This window comes from Pseudomonas sp. AGC41 (assembly GCF_057334555.1).
Genome location: NZ_JBHFJB010000083.1, coordinates 64,760 through 66,006 on the forward strand (window position 1 = coordinate 64,760; position 1,247 = coordinate 66,006).

Annotated in this window: 1 protein-coding gene; it reads left to right on the forward strand. The window is 62.0% G+C overall.

Annotated elements, in window-relative coordinates; all coding sequences use genetic code 11:
• Nucleotides 1-1,212, forward strand: a 1,212-nt coding sequence (locus ACE04F_RS15205; RefSeq protein WP_486107908.1) for an MFS transporter, incomplete at its 5' end; no start/stop codon positions are given.
• Nucleotides 1,213-1,247 lie beyond the last annotated feature (35 nt).

A 1,247-nucleotide genomic window follows, 5' to 3' on the forward strand; every position in this document is an offset into this window, starting at 1 on the left:
GCCTTGGGCGGTGCGCTGGAGTTCTACGATTTCATCATTTTCGTGTTCTTTGCCACCGTGGTCGGCAAATTGTTCTTCCCCGCTGAAATGCCCGAGTGGCTGCGCCTGATGCAGACGTTCGGCATCTTTGCCGCCGGTTACCTGGCCCGGCCGCTGGGCGGGATCATCATGGCCCACTTCGGCGACCTGCTGGGGCGCAAGAAGATGTTCACCCTGAGCATCTTCATGATGGCCGTGCCAACCCTGATCATGGGTTTGCTGCCTACTTATGCGCAGATCGGCATGTGGGCGCCGATTCTGTTGCTGCTGATGCGGGTGATCCAGGGCGCCGCGATTGGCGGCGAAGTACCGGGCGCCTGGGTATTCGTTTCCGAACACGTGCCGGCACGCCACATCGGCTATGCCTGCGGCACGCTGACCTGCGGGCTGACGGCGGGGATTCTGTTGGGTTCGCTGGTCGCCACGGCCATCAACAGCATTTATACGCCGGTGGAAGTAGCGGATTACGCCTGGCGGATCCCGTTCCTGCTGGGCGGCGTGTTCGGCCTGTTTTCGGTGTACCTGCGCCGCTGGCTGCACGAAACCCCGGTATTTGCCGAGCTGCAACTGCGCAAGGCCCTGGCCGAAGAAGTGCCGTTGCGCGCGGTGTTGCGTGACCATCGCGGCGCCATTGTCATTTCGATGCTGTTGACCTGGCTGCTGTCGGCGGGCGTCATCGTGGTGATCCTGATGACCCCCACCGTGCTGCAGACCGTGTATCACTTTAGCCCGACCACGGCGTTGCAGGCCAATAGCCTGGCGATCGTATTCCTCAGTCTCGGCTGCATCGGCGCGGGTGTGCTGGCTGACCGCTTCGGCGCCGGCCGGGTGTTTGTCTTCGGTAGTGGCTTGCTGATGATCACCTTCTGGACCTTCTACCACAGCCTGTTCGAGCACCCCGAGTGGTTGTTCCCGCTCTACGCCTTGAGCGGCTTGCTGGTGGGCACCATCGGCGCGGTGCCCTACGTTATGGTCAATGCGTTCCCGGCCGTGGTGCGCTTCAGTGGGCTGTCGTTCTCCTACAACCTGGCCTACGCGATCTTTGGCGGGCTGACCCCGATGATCGTGACCCTGCTATTGAAAGAGAGCCCGATGGGGCCGGCGTACTACGTGGCGATCATCTGCGGGATCGGGATGGTGATCGGTGGGTATCTCTGGAAGAAGGGCCGATAATCGGCGCTTTTTTCCCGCCTGTACTGGCCCTCTCG